This is a genomic window from Flavobacterium sp., assembly GCF_965284515.1.
Classification (GTDB): Bacteria; Bacteroidota; Bacteroidia; order Flavobacteriales; family Flavobacteriaceae; genus Flavobacterium.
On sequence record NZ_OZ260089.1, the window covers coordinates 989011 to 1004711 of the forward strand.

At 32.5% G+C, this 15701-nt stretch carries 16 protein-coding genes; 10 read left to right on the forward strand and 6 right to left on the reverse strand.

Annotated elements, in window-relative coordinates; all coding sequences use genetic code 11:
- Positions 1-11: 11 nt before the first annotated feature.
- Positions 12-830 (reverse strand): UDP-2,3-diacylglucosamine diphosphatase, encoded by an 819-nt coding sequence (locus tag ACQ65T_RS04495; RefSeq protein ID WP_430399902.1) that lies wholly within the window; start codon positions 828-830, stop codon positions 12-14.
- A gap of 100 nt (positions 831-930) precedes the next feature.
- On the opposite strand from ACQ65T_RS04495, the gene trmB reads away from it, so the two are divergent.
- The 8 genes from trmB (at position 931) to ACQ65T_RS04535 (ending at position 6037) form a co-directional block, all read left to right on the forward strand.
- Complete coding sequence (gene trmB, locus ACQ65T_RS04500) at positions 931-1605, forward strand: tRNA (guanosine(46)-N7)-methyltransferase TrmB (protein ID WP_430399903.1); 675 nt, start codon at positions 931-933, stop codon at positions 1603-1605.
- A gap of 52 nt (positions 1606-1657) precedes the next feature.
- Positions 1658-2284, forward strand: coding sequence for a hypothetical protein (locus ACQ65T_RS04505; protein ID WP_430399904.1), 627 nt, complete (start codon positions 1658-1660; stop codon positions 2282-2284).
- Between the two features lie 3 nt (positions 2285-2287).
- Positions 2288-2623, forward strand: coding sequence for an MGMT family protein (locus ACQ65T_RS04510; RefSeq protein WP_430399905.1), 336 nt, complete (start codon positions 2288-2290; stop codon positions 2621-2623).
- Positions 2624-2765: 142 nt separating this feature from the next.
- Complete coding sequence (locus ACQ65T_RS04515) at positions 2766-3908, forward strand: P-loop NTPase (protein ID WP_430399906.1); 1143 nt, start codon at positions 2766-2768, stop codon at positions 3906-3908.
- A 1-nt stretch (position 3909) separates the two neighbouring features.
- The gene (locus tag ACQ65T_RS04520; RefSeq protein ID WP_430399907.1) at positions 3910-4149 is read left to right on the forward strand and encodes a NifU family protein; all 240 of its coding nucleotides are present in this window, start codon (positions 3910-3912) and stop codon (positions 4147-4149) included.
- A 77-nt stretch (positions 4150-4226) separates the two neighbouring features.
- On the forward strand, positions 4227-5285 hold the full coding sequence (locus tag ACQ65T_RS04525; protein ID WP_430399908.1) for an NAD(P)/FAD-dependent oxidoreductase: 1059 nt from the start codon (positions 4227-4229) through the stop codon (positions 5283-5285).
- Between the two features lie 34 nt (positions 5286-5319).
- Positions 5320-5688 (forward strand): four helix bundle protein, encoded by a 369-nt coding sequence (locus ACQ65T_RS04530; RefSeq protein ID WP_430399909.1) that lies wholly within the window; start codon positions 5320-5322, stop codon positions 5686-5688.
- Between the two features lie 19 nt (positions 5689-5707).
- A complete protein-coding gene (locus ACQ65T_RS04535; RefSeq protein WP_430399910.1) occupies positions 5708-6037 on the forward strand; it encodes a ferredoxin in 330 nt (109 codons plus the stop codon).
- Between the two features lie 36 nt (positions 6038-6073).
- Here ACQ65T_RS04535 and ACQ65T_RS04540 read toward each other — a convergent pair whose 3' ends face one another.
- The 5 genes from ACQ65T_RS04540 to ACQ65T_RS04560 all read right to left on the reverse strand — a co-directional run bounded on the left by ACQ65T_RS04540 (position 6074) and on the right by ACQ65T_RS04560 (position 10102).
- Positions 6074-6856, reverse strand: coding sequence for a DUF3050 domain-containing protein (locus ACQ65T_RS04540; RefSeq protein WP_430399911.1), 783 nt, complete (start codon positions 6854-6856; stop codon positions 6074-6076).
- 122 nt (positions 6857-6978) lie between these two features.
- Complete coding sequence (locus tag ACQ65T_RS04545; RefSeq protein ID WP_430399912.1) at positions 6979-8157, reverse strand: acyl-CoA dehydrogenase family protein; 1179 nt, start codon at positions 8155-8157, stop codon at positions 6979-6981.
- Between the two features lie 125 nt (positions 8158-8282).
- Complete coding sequence (locus ACQ65T_RS04550; RefSeq protein WP_430399913.1) at positions 8283-8993, reverse strand: tRNA1(Val) (adenine(37)-N6)-methyltransferase; 711 nt, start codon at positions 8991-8993, stop codon at positions 8283-8285.
- 11 nt (positions 8994-9004) lie between these two features.
- Complete coding sequence (gene rimM / locus ACQ65T_RS04555; RefSeq protein ID WP_430399914.1) at positions 9005-9532, reverse strand: ribosome maturation factor RimM; 528 nt, start codon at positions 9530-9532, stop codon at positions 9005-9007.
- 15 nt (positions 9533-9547) lie between these two features.
- On the reverse strand, positions 9548-10102 hold the full coding sequence (locus ACQ65T_RS04560; protein WP_430399915.1) for a 30S ribosomal protein S16: 555 nt from the start codon (positions 10100-10102) through the stop codon (positions 9548-9550).
- 172 nt (positions 10103-10274) lie between these two features.
- Between ACQ65T_RS04560 and ACQ65T_RS04565 the strand changes: the two genes are divergently transcribed.
- Entirely contained in the window at positions 10275-10976 is a 702-nt protein-coding gene (locus ACQ65T_RS04565; protein WP_430399916.1) for a DUF6252 family protein, read from the forward strand.
- Between the two features lie 158 nt (positions 10977-11134).
- Complete coding sequence (gene dnaE, locus ACQ65T_RS04570) at positions 11135-15646, forward strand: DNA polymerase III subunit alpha (RefSeq protein WP_430399917.1); 4512 nt, start codon at positions 11135-11137, stop codon at positions 15644-15646.
- The last annotated feature ends 55 nt before the right edge of the window (positions 15647-15701 follow it).

Sequence of the window (15701 nt, forward strand, 5' to 3'; positions counted from 1 at the left end):
TCTTTACAAATTTAATTTTTTAAAACAGAAATAAATTGTTCAGCTAATTTATTTTCATATTCAAAATTGTCTTCTTCGGTAATTAAATTATGTGGTTCATGTTTGTATAGTTTCCATTTTTTATTATTGTATTCAAGCGCAGTTAAATTTTCTATCCAATCACCAGAATTTAAGTATAATGTTTTTCCTTTATCATTTTCTATAACTTCCATTTTTGGTTCATGAATGTGCCCACAAATCACATAGTCATACTTGTTTTCGATGGCTAATTCGGTACAAACATTTTCAAAATTGGTAATGAATTTTACCGCCGATTTTACATTGCTTTTTATTTTTCTAGACAAAGAATAAGGTTCTTTATTCATTTTTGCTAAAATCCAATTAATAAATCGGTTTATTAAAATCAAAATATCATAACCCCAACCGCCTAATTTGGCTAGCCATTTTGCGTGGGTTATTGAAGCATCAAAAACATCTCCGTGAAATATCCAAGCTTTTTTGCCATCTAAATCTAGAACCAACTTGTTAAGCAAACTTAAATTTCCTAAGTGTAAATCGGTAAATTTCCTCAAAAACTCATCATGATTTCCAGTCATGTAATACACTTTAGTTCCTTTAGAACTCATTGATATTATTTTCTTGATAACTTTCAAATGATTTTGAGGGAAATACGATTTTCTAAATTGCCAAATATCTATGATATCTCCGTTTAAAATAAGTGTTTTAGGTTTAATTGAAGATAAATATTCTAATAATTCTTTTGCATGACAACCATATGTTCCAAGATGTACATCGGAAATTACAGCAAGTTCTACTTTTCGTTTCTTCACTATAAAAATTTTTACAAAAAAAGATTTTTTTCTACTTTATAAGGTTATATAAAGATTATCAAAACTTTATTTTTAGTAGTTTTGCCAAAAATAAATTGAAGTGGGTAGCAAAAATAAATTAAAACGATTTAAAGAAAACGAAACATTTGCAAATGTTTTTCAACCAAGTAGAGAAGAGGTAGTAAGTGGCGAATTTCCCTTAAAAGGAAAATGGAAATCAGATTTTTTTAAAAATGACAATCCAGTTGTTTTAGAGTTAGGTTGTGGAAAAGGAGAATATTCGGTTGGTTTAGCTAAATTAAACCCGAATAAAAATTTTATAGGTATAGATATAAAAGGAGCTCGTTTTTGGCGAGGTGCTAAAACTGCAATTGAAGAAAACATGAGTAATGTTGCCTTTGTTCGTACTCAAATTGAGCTTATTGAACATTGTTTTGCAAAAGATGAAGTAGATGAAATTTGGATTACTTTCCCAGATCCACAAATAAAATACAAGCGTACAAAGCATAGAATGACAAATGCTACTTTTTTAGAAAATTATAAAAAAGTACTAAAACCAAATGGTTTAATGCATTTGAAAACAGATAGTGAATTTATGCACGGTTATACTCTTGGTTTGTTGCACGGAGCTGGTCATGAAGTTATTTATGCAAATCACAATGTATATAAAAATGAAGGTGCTCCAGAAGAAGTTACAAGTATTCAAACTTTTTATGAAGGACAATATTTAGAGATTAATAAAGCTATTACGTATATTCAATTCCGTATTAAGTAATAAACGTTACTTATTAAAAACTTTGAGATAGATAAATTTGTAAAAAAACGAAATGGGATTAATTGTAGATTTTATAGCTGGATATTTAGTTGCCTTTGTTGGGTTTGTTGCTCCAGGTATGTTAAATGTTTTAGCGGCTAAAATTAGTATTACCGAAAATAAAAGAGCGGCAATGTTGTTTATTTTTGGAACACTAACCATTGTATTAATTCAAGCTTTTACGGGAGTTTATTTTGCTAAATTTTTAGATAGTCATCCAGGTGTAAGTAATACTTTGAAACAATTTGGAACAGTAATTTTTGTATTGCTAACCATTGCCTTTTTGTTTAAAGGTTTTCAAGTTAAAAAACCAAAGAAAGAAATTGAAATTAAATCAAAACAAAACCGATATGTTTACGGTTTAATGATGGCAAGTTTCAATATGTTTGCTATTCCTTTTTTTGCCATTTCAAGCCTAACTTTAGCTTCAAAAGAACTGTTTGATTTTTCATTAATTTCTATAATTGTATTTTCAATTGCAGCTGTTTTAGGAACTTTTACCATCTTTTATAGTTATGCGGTTTTCTTTAAAAAAATAGAAGACAAAGCTGATGTTTTAATTAATAACATTTATTTTATTCTAGCTGCTTTTACAGGTTTTGTTGCCATACTATCTATTTACAGAATAATCAATACTTAGGTTTTGATTAATAAAAATCCAAATAACGAAAATTTCTTCGAGCGTGTTTACGAAATAGCACGTCAAATTCCATATGGCAAGGTAACTTCCTATGGAGCAATTGCAAAAGCTCTTGGCGCTGCTCGTTCTGCAAGAATGGTGGGTTGGGCAATGAATGCTTCACATAACATGGATGATGTTCCGGCACATAGAGTGGTAAATCGACTAGGTCTTTTATCTGGAAAGCATCATTTCGGCGGGACTAATTTAATGCAACAACTATTAGAATCTGAAGGTGTAGAAGTGGTTGATAACCAAATTGTCGATTTCCAAAAATATTTTTGGGAGCCTGACTTTTAATGATAAGATATTATAAATTCAACCCGTTAACTTTCACAAAACTTTACAACTTGTAACTTTATTACATTACAACTATATTCTTTATCTTTGCAATCTTAAATCAGTTTAAATAAAGTTAACACAACTTTTCAAGGTTATACAAATGAAGTTAGATAGAAAAGAAATATTAAAAGCATTAGAAACTATTTCTGTTGCTGGAGAAGGTAAAAATATGGTGGAAAGTGGTGCGGTTCAAAACGTAATCACATTTGGAGATGAAGTAGTAGTAGATCTTACTTTGGCAACTCCAGCCTTGCATATTAAAAAACGAGCAGAGGTTGACATCATGAAAGTAATACACGAAAAAGTGTATGAAAAAGCAAAAGTAAAAGTAAACATAAAAGTTGAAGCTCCAGAAAAACCAGAAGTTCCAAACCAAATTAAAGGAAAAGCTATTCCTGGAATCAGTAATATTATTGCAGTTTCTTCAGGTAAAGGTGGAGTTGGAAAATCTACAGTTACGGCAAACTTAGCCGTTACTTTAGCAAATATGGGATTTAAAGTTGGTGTTTTAGATGCCGATATTTACGGACCATCAATGCCAATAATGTTTGATGTTGAACAAGCAAAACCAACATCGGTTGAAATTGACGGAAAATCAAAAATGCAACCGGTTCAAAGTTATGGTGTAGAAATTCTTTCTATCGGATTTTTCACTAAACCAGACCAAGCGGTTATTTGGCGTGGACCAATGGCTGCAAAAGCTTTAAATCAAATGATTTTTGATGCCAATTGGGGAGAAATCGATTTTATGTTAATCGATTTACCACCAGGAACAGGAGATATTCACTTATCTATTATGCAATCGTTACCTATTACAGGAGCTGTTGTAGTTAGTACTCCTCAGGCTGTTGCATTAGCCGATGCTAAAAAAGGTGTTGCTATGTTTGCTAACGAAAGTATTAACGTTCCAGTACTTGGAATCATTGAAAACATGTCTTATTTTACACCTGAGGAATTGCCAAATAATAAATATTATATCTTCGGAAAAGAAGGTGCTCGTAATTTAGCAGAAGATTTAAATGTACCTTTTTTAGGAGAAATTCCATTGGTGCAAAGTATTCGTGAAGCAGGAGATTATGGTCGTCCAGCTGCATTACAAACAGCTTCTCCAATTCAAACCGCTTTTGAAGATTTAGCAAGAAACGTAGTTGCAGAAACAGTAAGTAGAAACGAAACATTGCCTCCTTCTGAAGCAATAAAAATAACAACAATGGCTGGTTGTTCTGCCGTTAAAGGAAAATAACATGAACAAAGAAGAAATCATATTAAACATTGAAAAGGCTTTAAATGAAATTCGTCCTTTTTTAAATTCAGACGGCGGAGATATTTCATTAGTAGAAGTAATAGACGACAAACATGTTAAAGTCCGATTAGAAGGGGCTTGTACAAGTTGTAGTTTGAGTATGAGTACTATGAAAGCTGGCGTTGAAACAACAATTAAAAAGTTTGTACCTCAAATAGAAACAGTAGAAAATATAGCTTAGTTATTAAGTTGTTAACTGATAAATATCATTTCATTTGATAGGTCTGGTTAATAGTTTTGTAGTAAAGAAATTTAAAGATGATTGAAACAGATATATTAATAATAGGAGCTGGTCCTACTGGACTTTTCACTGTTTTTGAAGCAGGATTATTAAAACTTAAATGTCATATAATTGATGCTCTCCCGCAACCAGGAGGTCAATTAGCAGAATTGTATCCTAAAAAACCCATTTTTGATATTCCGGGTTACCCTGAAGTTTTAGCAGGTGATTTGGTTACCAATTTAATGGAGCAAATTAAACAATTTGAACCTGGTTTTACTTTAGGGGAAACAGCCAATACAATTGAAAAATTAGAAGATGAAACTTTCTTAGTTACAACTAAAGAAGGAACACAACATAAAGCAAAAGCAATAGCTATTGCAGGAGGTTTGGGTACTTTTGAACCTAGAAAACCTGTTTTAAAAGATATTGAATTCTATGAAAAAGAAGATCGTGGAGTCGATTATTTTGTAAAAGATCCGGAAAAATACCGTGGTAAAAATATAGTAATTGCTGGTGGAGGAGATTCAGCTTTAGATTGGAGTATTTTTTTGTCAAATGTTGCTAGTTCGGTAACTTTAGTTCATAGAAGAAATGAATTTAGAGGCGCTTTAGATTCAGTTGAGAAAGTACAAGAATTAAAAAATTCGGGTAAAATAAAATTAATAACTCCAGGTGAAGTTGTAGGGTTCTGTGGATCTGAAAGAATCGAATCTATCGACATCGAAATTAACGGAGCAAGAATGAATGTTGAAACCGATTATTTTATTCCTCTTTTTGGACTAACGCCAAAGTTAGGGCCAATTGCAAATTGGGGATTAGAAATTGAAAAAAATGCCATTAAAGTAAATAATGCTTTAGATTACCAAACGAACATAGATGGAATTTATGCTATTGGAGATGTAAACACTTATCCAGGAAAATTAAAGTTAATTCTTTGTGGTTTTCATGAAGCAACATTAATGTGTCAAAGTGTTTATAATAAATTGAATCCTGGAAAACGTTATGTGTTGAAATACACAACTGTTTCTGGAGTTGATGGTTTTGATGGAACAAGAAAAGAAGCCGAAAAAGCAGTAGTAAAAGCGATAGATTAATTAAGTAATTAGTAGATAGGAAATAGGATTTAGTATGGCTGTTCAAAAGTTTGAAGATTTAATCGTTTGGCAAAAATCACAAGATTTAGCGGTTGAAATTTATTCTATTTTTAGAGAATGTAAAGATTTTGCATTCAAAGATCAAATTTCAAGAGCCACTGTTTCAATTTCTAATAATATTGCTGAAGGTTTTGAAAGAAGTTCAAACGCAGATTTTTCAAGATTTTTATATTTTTCATTAGGTTCTGTAAGCGAAGTTCGTTCAATGTTATACTTGGCTATAAGGCTTAAATTTATAAATATAGATCAGTCTAAATCACTTCTGGACAACACAAATCAGATTTCAAAAATGTTATACGGTTTAATAAACTCTATGAATAAAAACCTAACTCCTAAAAACTAATCCCTAATTCCTTTAATAAATGACTGATGTTACAATAAAGATTACCGATAGAAACGGAGTTAAGCATGAGGTTTTAGCGCCAACCGACATGAATATGAACGTTATGGAGCTTATTCGTTCATATGAATTAGCTGAAGAAGGAACCATAGGTATTTGTGGCGGTATGGCTATGTGTGCTTCTTGTCAATGTTATGTTTTAAACGATGTTTTAAAAACAGAACGAAACCCAGATGAAGAAGCCATGCTTTGGGAAGCTTATCATGTAAAAGAAAATAGTAGGTTGGGTTGTCAAATCCATCTCACAGAAGACCTTGAAGGTTTAGAAATAGAAATAGCACCAGAACAATAAATATAAAAGCGAGATAAGATCATCTCGCTTTTTATTTTAATGAACCAATTCTTTTTTATGGATTTGCTCCTCAATAGTATTCCATAATAATATTCTTTTTTCTAATGCTAAGATGGAAACAGTTTCTACTTCTAGCCATTTCTTATCATCGTTTCCGCACAATTCATCAATCATTTTCATTGCCATTGGTCCGTGCTCATCGGCATCTAATTCAATATGTCTTTCAAAATAATAAATTAACTTTGATAAATCAACATCTGGAAAATTAGCTTGAAATTTCTTTAATATTGCGGTAAACATTTCTGGTATTAAATCTTCTCTTCCAAATGTAAATGCAGCTGCAATTTGATGTGTTTCGCCTTCTTCTATAACTCTAAAAGTAAAGTCTAGAAATTCTTTCACATTGGAATGCAATTCACTTTGTTTAATTGAAACAAAAATATTTCTTGTTTCCACAACGTCTTGTAAGAAGTTTTCAATAGGAGTTGTATTTGCTCCACAAGCTTTCATGGCTTCTAAATACAATTCATAATGGCTTTTTCGATTTCCGTCTAAGTCAATATCGGTTTCTTCTGCAACAACAATTTCGTTTATTAAATAACGCGTTTCAGGATTTCCAATAGGAATCCATGGTGTAGTTGTGCAAGTAAGTTTGCTTTGTAAGGCTTTTAAGAGCGACATAAAATCCCATACCGCAAATACATGATTTTCTAAAAAACAATGTAAGTCGTCAATTGTTTTTATCTCATTATACAAAGTATGATTTAATAACTCATCTTTATATTTTTGAATGCTGAGGTTAATAGTTTGGGTTTTCATAACAGTATGTTTTAATATATTTACGAAATCTATTTAAGTTTAGTTTTGCAAATAGTGTTCCAAAATTAAAAATGCTTCGTTAAATAACGAAGCATTTTATGTAAAATTTATTTTTTGTTTAATTATTTGAATGCAGGGAAACCTGTTACATCCATACCTGTAATTAACAAGTGAATATCATGAGTTCCTTCATAAGTAATTACAGATTCTAAATTCATCATATGACGCATAATAGAGTACTCTCCTGTAATTCCCATTCCGCCAAGCATTTGTCTTGCTTCACGAGCTATGTGAATTGCCATATCAACATTGTTTCTTTTAGCCATAGAAATTTGTGCAGAAGTAGCTCTTCCTTCATTTCTTAAAACTCCAAGTCTCCAAGTTAATAATTGTGCTTTAGTGATTTCTGTAATCATTTCGGCTAATTTCTTTTGTTGTAACTGAGTTGCTCCAATTGGTTTGTCAAATTGAATACGCTCTTTAGAATATCTTAAAGCAGTATCATAACAATCCATAGCTGCTCCAATTGCTCCCCAAGCAATACCATAACGAGCAGAATCTAAACAACCAAGTGGTGCTCCTAATCCAGATTTGTTTGGCAGTAAATTTTCTTTAGGAACTTTTACATTATCAAAAATCAATTCACCTGTTGCAGAAGCACGAAGTGACCATTTATTGTGTGTTTCAGGAGTTGAAAAGCCTTCCATTCCTCTTTCTACAATAAGACCATGAATTCTTCCTTCTTCATTTTTAGCCCAAACTACAGCAATATCAGCAAAAGGCGCGTTTGAAATCCACATTTTTGCACCGTTTAAAAGATAATGGTCGCCCATGTCTTTAAAATTCGTAGTCATTCCGCCAGGATTTGATCCGTGGTCTGGTTCTGTTAAACCAAAACAACCAATGAATTCACCAGTAGCTAATTTGGGTAAATATTTCATTCTTTGCTCTTCGTTACCATATTTCCAAATTGGATACATTACTAATGAAGATTGTACAGACGAAGTAGAACGAACCCCAGAATCACCTCTTTCAATTTCTTGCATAATTAAACCATAAGAAATTTGGTCTAAACCAGCACCACCATATTCTTCTGGAATATAAGGTCCAAAACCACCAATTTCACCCAAACCTTTTACAATTTGTTTAGGAAATTCAGCTTTTTGAGCATATTCTTCAATAATTGGAGATACTTCTTTTTTAACCCATGCACGAGCAGCGTCACGAACTAATTTATGTTCATCAGACAATAAGTCGTCTAAAAGGTAATAATCTGGTGATTGGAATAAATCTGGTTTCATTTTTTTATCGTTATGATTATAATGCAGTTATGTATTGTAATCTGTTTTTTGAAGAACAAAAGTAAGTAAACATTTTTAACAAATCAATGAACAGATGTTATAATTTATATGTTTTGGCTAAAATATTACATCTTCAAATAGAACTCTTTTGTAAGTTCAATATAATCATTAGTATATTGATGTCTTTTTATTTCTATAACTAACTCATCAATTATATTAATTTGTTCGTCCCATTTAAAGGCTAGTAAACTTCTTTTAATTTCAGAGGTTTCATTTCCTTTTACTCGAGTTGTTTTAAAAGGGTGTAGTTGAAATTCAGACGCTAGTTGAATGAAACGTTTTTCTTCTTTAAAAGGAATTATAACTGAAAATACTCCAAATTCACTTAATAAATTGGCAGCACTTTCAATTAGCTCCTCAAAAGGAAGTGCTTCTTCAAATCGGGCTAAATTTCTTTTGTCTGTATTAGATTTGTAGTCGTCTGTATAAAAAGGTGGGTTTGAAATGATCAAGTCATAAGATTCATCTTCCATTTCTTCAAGAAATTCATCTAAACCTGCGTGATAACAAAATAGGCTTTCTCCCCAAGCTGAATTTTCGAAATTATCTACACATTGTTCATACGCTTGGTCATCAATTTCTATGGCATCGATTTGTTGGGCCGAAGTTCTTTGGGCTAACATTAAAGCTAAAACGCCTGTTCCGGCTCCAATATCTAAAATGCTAAATAAGTTTTTAGGAATTGGCGTCCAAGCACCAAGTAAAACCGCATCGGTGCCAATTTTCATTGCACAACGATCTTGTTCTATAGTAAATTGTTTGAATTGAAACGACATGAAATTAAGATTTAACCTAAGTATAAATCAACGAGTCCTTCAGGGGTATTTAGGTGTATTGTCTTGTTTTCTCTGTCAATCTTAACTATGAAATCGTCAATTAAGGGAACAAGGATTTCAATTCCGTTTTTTTCAATTTCAAAAAGAGGCTGTGCATTACTGTCATTAATGCGCTGAATGATACCAATGTCGCCTAAGCGCGTGTCTTCTACCTTAAAGCCTTCAATTTCATGGTAATAAAATTTATTGCCTTCAAGTTTGGGTAAGAAAGAAAGGGGTAAATATAATTCACAATTCATAATTGCGTCTGCATCCTCTTCACAAGTAAAGTCTTCAAATTTAATTCTAAGGAATTTGCTTTTATGAATATGACTTTTTTCAATAAAAAATGGAACCAGTGTTTTGTTGAGTTCAACAAAAACTGATTCCAAATTTTCATAGGTTTCGGGTTCATCGGTATCTAGGAATGCTAGAACTTCCCCCTTGAAACTAAATTTTTTTGCAATTTTGCCTAAATAGAAACATTCATCTTTACGCATAATTACATTTTTTAATTAAGCTTCTGTTTCTTCGTTGTTTTCTTCAACTGCTGGAGCTTCTTCAGTAGCTGTTTCTACAACTTCTTCAGTTACTTCTTCTACAATCTCTTCAACTTTAGCAGCTTCAGCTTGTGCAGCAATACGCTTGTCATTCGCTTCCTTTTCTGCTTTTAAAGCTTTAGCTTTAGCGTCAGCTTGCGCCTTGCTTAAACCATCTTTTTTAGAATCAACTTTTCCAGCTTTTTCTTCAACCCATTTAGCAAATTTAGCATCTGCTTGATCTTGTGTTAAAGCTCCTTTTCTTACTCCACCATCTAAGTGATGTTTCAATAAAGCACCTTTGTAAGAAAGAATAGCTCTAGCCGTATCAGTTGGTTGAGCACCATTGTGTAACCATTGAACAGCGCTATCAACATTTAAGTCAATAGTTGCAGGGTTTGTGTTTGGATTGTAAGTTCCGATTTTGTCTAAGAATTTACCATCTCTTTTTGAACGTGCATCAGCTGCAACGATCCAGTAAAAAGGTTTTCCTTTTTTACCGTGTCTTTGTAATCTAATTTTTACTGACATAATCTAATGATTAAATTTTGAGGTACACGACCTCAGTTAATTAAGGCGGCAAATATACGATATTTATATTTACATTAAGAAAATATTTTTAAAATAATTTTTACATAAATATGCTATTTTTAGTTTTAAAAAATTATTTTTGTTAATTGAATTTTGAAAATTTTAAGAAAAAATGAAAAATATATTTTATTTATTTATCGCCTCTCTAGTATTATCTGCTTGTACAACTGATATTCAGACTAATAATCCTGCGTTTCAAGCAAAATTTAATGATGCTACTTGGAGGGCTAAAGATGCTAGAGTCTCAATAGATGGAGATGGAAGATTTGTAATAACTGCATACACTCAATATGAGACAATCGTTCTTAGAACATCAATTGATGATATTGAGAGCTATAATTTAGGAACTACTAATCAAGATAATTATGCTTCTTACGATTTTGATGGTTTGGATTTTTCTTCTAGCTATGACACATCTTTATTTTCAGGTCCGGCTTATAAAGTATCAAATATAGTTAATGCTGGAACAGGATATGCAAATTCTAACAATTCTCAAACTACTCCAGTTACGGGTTCAGGTTCAGGATTAAAATTTGCAATTGAGACTAATGTAAATGGAAATATAACAAAGGTTTCTATAGTTTCTAGAGGAGACGGTTATGTTGCTGGAGATATAGTAAGTATCGTTGGAGGAGACAATAATGCAAGAGTAAGGATATTAAATACTCAACAAAGTAATGGTGAAATTGTGATTGAAGAAATTGATAACGGAAAGTATTCTGGGACTTTTAAATTTAATGCAGTAAATAGTTCTGGAGAGGTTATCACTTTTTCAAATGGAGTGTTTTATAATGTAAGTGGAGCAGGATTATAATTAAAAATTTAATATAATATAAAGCCGTTTTGAGACCCTCAAAACGGCTTTTTTGTTTTCTGTTGATAACTAAAATTGTGACTCATTTTTTTATAATGTATTTTTGTTTTATTGAAATTTCCAATTCTTTTATTGCTTAACGCTTAACAATCAATTTAATGTATTTAATTTTTGATACTGAAACCACCGGATTGCCACGTAGCTGGTCTGCTCCTATTACTGACACAGACAATTGGCCACGTTGTATTCAAATTGCATGGCAATTGCATGATGAAATGGGTAATCTTATTGAGCATCAAGATTATTTGGTTAAACCAGAAGGATTCAATATTCCTTATGACGCAGAGCGTATTCATGGAATTTCTACTGAATTAGCAATGGATCAAGGAATCTCGTTAAGCGAAGTTCTTGAAAAATTCAATATAGCATTATCTAAGGCCAAGTTTATTGTGGGTCAAAACTTAGGTTTTGATGTAAATATTATGGGTTGTGAATTTCACAGAATGAATGTGCATTCAAAAATGTCTGAAATGCCGGTTTTGGATACTTGTACAGAAGTTACAGCTTCACTATTACAACTTCCAGGAGGTAGAGGTGGAAAATTCAAATTGCCTACATTAACAGAGTTGCATGAGTACTTATTTAAAGTTCCTTTTTCAGAGGCGCATAACGCAACTGCCGATGTAGAGGCTACAACCCGATGTTTTTTAGAATTAATCAAACTTGAGGTTTTTACTAAAGAAGAGCTAGATGTAACGCCAGATTACTTTAACCGATTTAAAGAGCATCATCCAAAAGAAATTCAACTTATTGGATTAAAACATATCAACTTAAAAGCAGCTTCTGAGCAAATTAGAAAACAGTTGCAAAAAGTTGAACAAGAGAGTGTGCAAACTGCAATTTCAGAATCTGATAAAGAAGGTTTAAAAGACGCGAAGTTTGCTCATTTACATAACCACACACAGTTTTCTGTACTTCAATCTACAATTGGAATTCCTAATTTGGTTTCGGCTACATCAAAAAACAAAATGAATGCGGTTGCAATGACTGATACCGCAAACATGATGGGAGCATTTCATTTTGTAAGTGCTGTTATGAATCATAATAAAGCTGCTAAGGCTAAGATGGAGGCTGCAATTGAAGCTGGGGAAGAGTCAGAAGATTGTCAAATTAAACCAATTGTAGGTTGTGAATATAATGTTTGTGAAAATCATTTAGATAAAACTATAAAAGACAATGGATATCAAGTTGTTCTTTTAGCAAAAAATAAAAAGGGATATCATAATTTGGCAAAAATGTCATCAATCGCTTTTACAGAAGGATTTTATTATGTGCCAAGAATTGATAGAAATGTCATTGAAAAGTACAAAGAAGATATTATGGTTTTGTCTGGAAATTTATATGGAGAAATTCCCAGTAAAATTCTAAACATTGGAGAAAATCAAGCCGAAGAAGCTTTAATTTGGTGGAAAGAACAATTTGGAGATGACTTTTATCTCGAGATTATGAGGCATAATCAAGAAGATGAAAATCGAGTTAATAAAACCTTAATTGAGTTTTCTCAAAAGCACAATGTAAAGTTGGTTGCAACTAATAATACGTATTATGTAAATAAAGAAGATGCGAATGCACATGATATTCTATTGTGTGTGAAAGACGGAGAGAAACAAGCCACCCCTATAGGAAGAGGAAGAGGCTATCGCTACGGATTGCCAAATCAAGAATATTATTTCAAGTCGCAAGAAGAAATGAAAAGTCTTTTTGCTGATTTGCCAGACGCAATTACCAATATTCAAGAAATTGTAGATAAAGTCGAAATTTATTCGCTTTACCGAGATGTTTTACTTCCAAAATATGATATCCCTGAAGAGTTTATAAACCCTGAAGATGAAAAAGATGGTGGGGTAAGAGGTGAAAATGCATATTTAAGGCATTTAACTTATGAAGGAGCAAAACTGCGCTATGGAGAAATAACACCAGCCATTCAAGAGCGTTTAGATTTCGAATTATTAACGATTTCGAACTCTGGTTATCCGGGTTATTTCTTAATTGTACAAGATTTCATTGCTGAAGCTCGTAAAATGGATGTTTCTGTAGGGCCAGGTCGTGGTTCTGCTGCAGGTTCGGTGGTTGCCTATTGTTTGAAAATCACCAATATTGATCCAATTAAGTACGATTTGCTTTTTGAGCGTTTCTTAAATCCTGATCGTGTATCCATGCCCGATATTGATATTGATTTTGATGATGAAGGCCGAGGTCGTGTTATGGATTATGTAATTGAAAAATACGGACAAAAACAAGTTGCGCAAATTATTACCTATGGTAAAATGGCAACAAAATCGGCGATTAGAGACACCGCTCGTGTTTTAGATTTACCGCTATTTGAAGCTGATAGAATTGCAAAATTAATTCCTGGAATGATGCCTTCTAAATGGAATTTAGCCCGTTTTATTGCTGAAGATGAATCAGATGTTAAAAAGGCATTGCGATCTGAAGAATTTGAAAAAGTACAAGAGTTAATTAACATTGCTAACGGTGAAGATTTAGCGGGAGAAACTATTCAGCAAGCAAAAATATTAGAAGGATCTCTTCGAAATACAGGTGTTCATGCTTGTGGAGTAATCATTACACCTTCTGATATTACTAATTTCGTTCCGGTTACAACCGCAAAAGATTCCGATTTATACCTTACCCAATTTGACAACTCTGTAGCAGAAAGTGCAGGTTTATTAAAAATGGACTTCTTAGGTCTAAAAACCTTGACCTTAATTAAAGATACGGTTAAGTTAGTTAAGTACAGAAACAATATTGATTTAGATCCGGATACTTTTCCAATTGATGATCAGAAAACGTATGAGTTGTTCCAAAGAGGAGAAACAGTTGGTATTTTCCAATATGAATCTCCTGGAATGCAGAAATACATGAAAGAATTAAAGCCAACGGTTTTCGGAGATTTAATTGCAATGAATGCATTGTATCGTCCGGGACCATTGGAGTATATTCCTTCTTTTGTAAGAAGAAAAAACGGAGAAGAAGAAATAAAATACGATTTAGATGCTTGTGAAGAGTATTTAGGAGAAACCTATGGAATTACAGTTTACCAAGAGCAAGTAATGCTTTTGTCTCAATCTTTAGCTGATTTTACCAAAGGTGAGGCCGATGTATTGCGTAAAGCAATGGGTAAAAAGCAAAAAGACGTTCTAGATAAAATGAAGCCAAAATTTGTAGAACAGGCTTCTGCAAAAGGTCACGATGCTACAATTTTAGAGAAGATTTGGAAAGACTGGGAAGCTTTTGCGAGTTATGCTTTTAATAAATCGCATTCTACTTGTTATGCTTGGATTGCTTATCAAACCGCTTATTTAAAAGCGCATTTTCCTGCCGAATACATGGCAGCGGTACTTTCAAATAACATGAACGACATTAAGCAAGTTTCTTTCTTTATGGAAGAATGTAAACGAATGGGATTACAAGTTTTGGGTCCAGATGTAAATGAATCATATTATAAATTTACCGTAAATGAAGATTATGCCGTTCGTTTTGGAATGGGAGCAATAAAAGGTGTTGGTGCTAATGCGGTAGACACTATAGTTCAAAATAGAAAAGACGGAAAATACAAATCCATCTTTGATGTTGCTAAGAAAATTGATTTAAGAGCAGCAAATAAAAAAGCATTTGAAAGTTTGGCTTTAGCCGGAGGTTTTGATGGTTTTGGAGACACACATAGAGCGCAATATTTTCATGATGAAGGAGACGGAATTACCTTTTTAGAAAAAGCGGTTAAGTATGGTGCTAAGTTTCAAGAAAACGAAAACTCATCGCAAGTAAGTTTATTTGGTGATGCATCTGATGTACAAATTCCAGAACCAATTGTTCCGCCTTGTGAGGAATGGAATACTATGGAAAAGTTGGCCAAGGAAAAAGAGGTTGTTGGTATTTATATCTCGGGCCATCCGCTTGACGATTATAAATATGAAATGAAATATTTCTGCAACACGAAGCTAGAGAGTTTAAAAGATTTGAATGCATTTGTGGGTAAAAACATTAGTATTGGTGGGATCATTACTAAAATAGAACACAGAACCGCTAAAAACGGTAAAGGTTGGGCAATGTTTACTTTAGAAGGTTACGATGAAAGTTACGATTTTAGAATATTTGGAGAAGAGTATTTAAAGTTTCGACATATGTTTATTCAAAACAATTTTACTTTTATAAAGCTTGTTGTCAAAGAAGGATGGACAAATGCTGAAGGCAAAAAAGGAGATCCTAGAATGCAGTTTATAGATGTTAAAATGCTTCAAGATGTGTTAGCTACTTTTGCTAAAAAATTAATTCTGCAACTTAATGTTGCTGATTTAAGTGAAAAGTTAGTTTTTGCACTTCAAGATTTGTTTTCAAGAGCAAAAGGAGATCATCAAGTTACCATGGAAGTAATGGAACTTCAAAAAGTCAAAAGGATAGTTGCTTCTGAGGTTGTAGTAGAAAGCGAAGAAGATGAATCTTCAGATGCAGAAGACGAATCTACAGAAAATGCAGTTTTAGAAACTGAAATAGAAGAAATTCAAGTTGTAACAAAATTAGTAATGCCAAGTAGAAAGCTGAAAATTAAAATTTCAAATGAACTGCTTCAAGAATTAGAAAGCATGCAAATTAATTTTAAATTGAATTAATGTAATACAGCTAACATTCTGTTTCGGCTTAATTGTTGAACTTTGTATCAAATAA

Coding starts and splice junctions, on each gene's coding strand:
- ACQ65T_RS04505 (WP_430399904.1), top strand. CDS start 1,658: ATGGGATTAATTGTAGATTTTATAGCTGGATATTTAGTTGCCTTTGTT.
- ACQ65T_RS04515 (WP_430399906.1), top strand. CDS start 2,766: ATGAAGTTAGATAGAAAAGAAATATTAAAAGCATTAGAAACTATTTCT.
- ACQ65T_RS04520 (WP_430399907.1), top strand. CDS start 3,910: ATGAACAAAGAAGAAATCATATTAAACATTGAAAAGGCTTTAAATGAA.
- ACQ65T_RS04525 (WP_430399908.1), top strand. CDS start 4,227: ATGATTGAAACAGATATATTAATAATAGGAGCTGGTCCTACTGGACTT.
- ACQ65T_RS04530 (WP_430399909.1), top strand. CDS start 5,320: ATGGCTGTTCAAAAGTTTGAAGATTTAATCGTTTGGCAAAAATCACAA.
- ACQ65T_RS04535 (WP_430399910.1), top strand. CDS start 5,708: ATGACTGATGTTACAATAAAGATTACCGATAGAAACGGAGTTAAGCAT.
- ACQ65T_RS04540 (WP_430399911.1), bottom strand. CDS start 6,856: ATGAAAACCCAAACTATTAACCTCAGCATTCAAAAATATAAAGATGAG.
- ACQ65T_RS04545 (WP_430399912.1), bottom strand. CDS start 8,157: ATGAAACCAGATTTATTCCAATCACCAGATTATTACCTTTTAGACGAC.
- ACQ65T_RS04550 (WP_430399913.1), bottom strand. CDS start 8,993: ATGTCGTTTCAATTCAAACAATTTACTATAGAACAAGATCGTTGTGCA.
- rimM (WP_430399914.1), bottom strand. CDS start 9,532: ATGCGTAAAGATGAATGTTTCTATTTAGGCAAAATTGCAAAAAAATTT.
- ACQ65T_RS04560 (WP_430399915.1), bottom strand. CDS start 10,102: ATGTCAGTAAAAATTAGATTACAAAGACACGGTAAAAAAGGAAAACCT.
- ACQ65T_RS04565 (WP_430399916.1), top strand. CDS start 10,275: ATGAAAAATATATTTTATTTATTTATCGCCTCTCTAGTATTATCTGCT.
- dnaE (WP_430399917.1), top strand. CDS start 11,135: ATGTATTTAATTTTTGATACTGAAACCACCGGATTGCCACGTAGCTGG.